Source organism: Pseudomonas sp. CM27 (assembly GCF_013179515.1).
Taxonomy (GTDB): domain Bacteria; phylum Pseudomonadota; class Gammaproteobacteria; order Pseudomonadales; family Pseudomonadaceae; genus Aquipseudomonas.
In genome coordinates this window covers 1-3,895 of sequence record NZ_JABMCN010000368.1, presented here as the reverse complement: position 1 = coordinate 3,895, position 3,895 = coordinate 1, and the positions used below count along the sequence as shown (strand labels likewise).

General features: G+C 62.2%; 5 protein-coding genes. 2 read left to right on the top strand and 3 right to left on the bottom strand.

The genetic code is table 11. The annotated features are described in order from the left end of the window. Nucleotides 1-347: MIP/aquaporin family protein (locus tag HP547_RS27780; protein WP_172288652.1), on the bottom strand; the 347-nt coding region annotated here is incomplete at its 3' end. A gap of 313 nt (nucleotides 348-660) precedes the next feature. On the opposite strand from HP547_RS27780, the gene ybaK reads away from it, so the two are divergent. Beyond that, entirely contained in the window at nucleotides 661-1,131 is a 471-nt protein-coding gene (gene ybaK, locus HP547_RS27775; protein WP_172288650.1) for a Cys-tRNA(Pro) deacylase, read from the top strand. A 36-nt stretch (nucleotides 1,132-1,167) separates the two neighbouring features. On the opposite strand, the gene HP547_RS27770 is transcribed toward ybaK, so the two are convergent. Then, nucleotides 1,168-2,277, bottom strand: a complete 1,110-nt coding sequence (locus HP547_RS27770) for an ABC transporter ATP-binding protein (protein WP_172288648.1) — start codon at nucleotides 2,275-2,277, stop codon at nucleotides 1,168-1,170. Further along, nucleotides 2,274-3,194: an ornithine carbamoyltransferase gene (argF, locus tag HP547_RS27765; protein WP_172288646.1), complete on the bottom strand. Its 921-nt coding sequence runs from the start codon at nucleotides 3,192-3,194 to the stop codon at nucleotides 2,274-2,276. The genes HP547_RS27770 and argF overlap by 4 nt, the downstream gene beginning before the upstream one ends. Nucleotides 3,195-3,568: 374 nt before the next feature. On the opposite strand from argF, the gene HP547_RS27760 reads away from it, so the two are divergent. Beyond that, nucleotides 3,569-3,895: molybdopterin-dependent oxidoreductase (locus HP547_RS27760; RefSeq protein ID WP_172288644.1), on the top strand; the 327-nt coding region annotated here is incomplete at its 3' end.

Here is a 3,895-nt window from a genome sequence, read left to right as displayed (position 1 = left end):
AAGAACAGGCTGCTGTACAGCGTGTAGACAAGTGCCGCCCCACAGAACGCGCCGCAGACCTGGGCCAGCATGTAGAAAGGCAGCTTGCGCTTGTCGAAGTCGGCAAACAGGGTCAGGGCAATGCTCACGGCCGGGTTCAGGTGAGCGCCGGAAATACCGGCCGTGAGGTAGATGGCCATGCTGACGCCAACGCCCCAGATGATACTGATTTCCCACAAGCCAAAGCTCGCGCCCGCGACCTTCAGCGCAGCGACGCAGCCGGTGCCGAAAAAGATCAGCAGGGCAGTGCCGAGAAATTCGGCAAGGCATTGGCTGGACAACGTGGGTTGGCGTAGAGCAGTCGTCATGTATGACCTCGTTTTTTTTGTTGTGAGGCGCGTGGCGCTCGACAGCAAAGCCCGGTGTCTATCCCCTTGACCCCAGGCAGATGTAGGAAATGCACGCTAAAAGTGCACCGTTTATTCGGAAACGAAAAAATATAGACAAGAAACGCTTATGTCAAAGGTCGAAAGTGAACGATCAGTCACGATCTGGCTGCGTATTTCTACTGCGTAGCCCCGTTGCAGCCGCGTTGTAGAGCGGCGCGATTGCGGTGCGCTGGCTGGGAAGTGGGAATTGTCCTAAAGTAGCCGCCGAGCCGTCCCAGCCCGGAGCCCGTGCATGACCCCCGCCCTAGATCTGCTGAAAAAGCATCGCGCCGAACACCGCGTGCACAGTTATGAACATGACCCGAAGTCGGCCTCCTACGGCCTGGAGGCAGCGGAAAAGCTTGGCCTCGACCCACAGCAGGTTTTCAAGACGTTGCTGGCGAGCAGCGAGAAAGGCGAGTTGCTTGTAGCGGTGGTACCGGTGGTGGGCACGCTGGACCTCAAGGCCCTGGCCCATGCTGCCGGGGTGAAGAAGTGCGAGATGGCTGACCCGGCGGCGGCGCAGCGAGCCACGGGTTACCTCGTCGGCGGCATCAGCCCGCTTGGGCAAAAGAAGCGCCTGCGCACCTTCATCGATGACTCGGCGCAGAATTTTGCAACCATCCATGTCAGTGCTGGACGGCGTGGGCTGGAAGTGGAGTTGGCGGCGGTGGTGCTGGCCGAGCACACCCAGGGCAAGTTTACCGGGATCGGCCGGGGCTGAGATTTTTGGGGCCGCCAAGCGGCCCCATATGTCGAGTCAGGTCGCCGAGCTGTGCCGACGAACCCCGTTCTCCTGCCGCGGGAGCTGCGCTGCGACACTGCCCGGCACCGGGAACAGCACGAGGTGATCGGCCTTCACCGCAATACCCACATCGCCGCCGACCTGATGGTCGACATGGCTGGGGAAAATCGCCTCCAGCTGGCTGCCGGTGGGCAACTGCAGGCGATACAGGGTCGATGCCCCGAGAAAGCTCTTGCCGACGATGCTCGCCCGCAGCTGGCTATCTGGCGCATGCACGATATCGTCCGGGCGCAACAGCACATCTACCGAGCTGCCCGGCGCCATGATGTAGGCACGGTTGCCGCGCAATTCACCCAGCTCGGTATTGACTGCTTCGTGGCTGCTCATCTGGCCACGGATGAAGTAGCCCTGGCCGATGAAGCTGGCCACAAACGGCGTCTGCGGCTCGTGATAAAGGTTGTAGGGCGTGTCCCACTGCTCGAGGCGGCCTTCCTTGAACACGCCGACCTGATCGCTGACGGCGAAGGCTTCTTCCTGGTCATGGGTGACCAGGATGGCGCTGGTGCCACGGCTCTTGAGGATGTCGCGAACCTCATGGCTGAGGCGCCGGCGCAGCTCCACGTCAAGGTTGGAGAACGGCTCGTCGAGCAGTAGCAGCTGCGGCTCGGGCGCCAGCGCCCGGGCCAGTGCGACCCGTTGCTGCTGGCCGCCGGACAGCTCATGCGGGTACCGCCCGCCCAGCCCGCCCAGCTTGACCAGTTCGAGCATCTCGTCGATGACGGCGGCTTGGCGTGGGTGCTTGGCAATGCCAAAGGCAATGTTCTGCGCAACGGTCAGGTGCGGGAACAGCGCGTAGTCCTGGAACACCATGCCGATACGGCGTTTTTCCGGCGAGAGGGTGAAACCCGCCCGGGAAATGACCTCGCCGGCCAGCTGGATCTCGCCGTCATGCACCGGCTCGAAACCGGCGATGGCGCGCAAGGTGGTGGTCTTGCCGCAACCGGATGAGCCCAGCAGGCAACCAATGTCGCCTGCGTTCAGGTGCAGGTTGAGGTTCTGGACGATGCGCTGGTCGCCATAGCCGCAGGCCAGGTTGCGCAGGTTGAGCAGTAGGGGTTGACTCATGCGTGGTGGTAAGCCGGTTCGACAAGGAATTCGAGAAGGGCCTTCTGTGCATGCAGGCGGTTTTCAGCCTGGTCCCAGGCGACCGAACGTGGGTCGTCGAGCAGGTCATGGCTGATTTCCTCGCCACGGTGGGCGGGCAGGCAGTGCATGAACAGGGCGTCGGGTGCGGCCAGGTCGAGCAGTTCGCGGGTGACCTGGTAAGGCGCGAAATGCGCCAGGCGCCGTGCAGTTTCCTCCTCCTGGCCCATGGAAGTCCAGACATCCGTGGTCACCAGATGGGCATCGCGCACGGCTTCCTTCGGGTCGCGGACGATTTGCACGCTGTCACCGCCAATGGCCATGAAGCGCGGGTCCGGGTCGTAACCTTCCGGGCAGGCGATGCGCAGCTGGAAGCCAAACTGCCGGGCGGCCTCGATATACGAGTTGCACATGTTGAAGCCATCGCCGATCCAGGCCACGGTCTTGCCCTGGATCGAGCCACGCTGTTCGAGGAAGGTCTGCATGTCGGCCAGCAGCTGGCATGGGTGCGACTCGTCGGACAGGGCATTGATCACCGGTACGCGCGAGTTGGCGGCGAACTCGGTGAGCGTGCTGTGGGCGTGGGTACGGATCATTACCACGTCAAGCATGCTCGACAGCACGATGGCGCTGTCGCTGATCGGCTCGCCCCGGCCCAGCTGGGTGTCGCGCGGGGACAGGAAAATCGCCTGGCCGCCGAGCTGGATCATGCCGGCTTCGAACGACACCCGGGTACGGGTCGAGGATTTCTCGAAGATCATGCCCAGCACGCGGCTTTTCAGCGGCTCGAACAGCACGCCTCGTTTGCGCAGGTCCTTCAGCTCGATGCCGCGGCGGATCACCCCGAGCAATTCGTCGGTGGTGAAGTCCAGCAGGGAGAGAAAGTGCCTAGCGCTCATGATTGACTACCTTATCTGCAACGGTATGCAGGTCGACCGTATGGTTTTTTTTGACAACGGGAGTGACCTGCGGCGTAAGCCGCACGGGGCGGACGAAATAGGGAAAGGCGCAATACTATAATTAAATGTCGCCTGAAACCAAGAGGGGAAACAGCTGCCGATCGCTAAGGATGTTGCAAAGGGTGTCTCGACCCGCAGGGCGGTGCTGTTTTTTATTTGCTACAGACGGTTGTACACGGCTTGCTGGCAATTTGGCAAATGGCTGTCGCGAATCGTGCGCCTGATGACGCTGGATTCACGCGGCGAAGCGCGCTGGCGGGGGGGAGGGGCCGGGCGCATAGTCATTGCTCGACACCAACAAGGCAGAGACGGCCATGACCAAGACCCTGCATCACCGTGCCTGTCACCTGTGCGAAGCGATTTGCGGGTTAAACATAGAAGTCAGCCACGAGGACGACGGGCGGGCGCTGATTACCTCGATCAAGGGCGATCCCCTGGATCCGTTCAGCCGTGGCCATGTCTGCCCCAAGGCCGTGGCCCTGCAGGATATCCAGAACGACCCCGACCGCCTGCGCCAGCCGCACAAACGCGTGGGCGAGGGCTGGCAAGCCATTGGCTGGGATGAAGCCTTTACCCTGGCCGCCGACAGACTGTGGGCAGTCCAGCAAGCCCACGGGCACAATGCCGTGGCGGTCTATCAG

Excerpts from the sequence above, each read along its gene's own strand:
- ybaK (WP_172288650.1), top strand. The coding sequence starts at position 661 with ATGACCCCCGCCCTAGATCTGCTGAAAAAGCATCGCGCCGAACACCGC.
- HP547_RS27770 (WP_172288648.1), bottom strand. The coding sequence starts at position 2,277 with ATGAGTCAACCCCTACTGCTCAACCTGCGCAACCTGGCCTGCGGCTAT.
- argF (WP_172288646.1), bottom strand. The coding sequence starts at position 3,194 with ATGAGCGCTAGGCACTTTCTCTCCCTGCTGGACTTCACCACCGACGAA.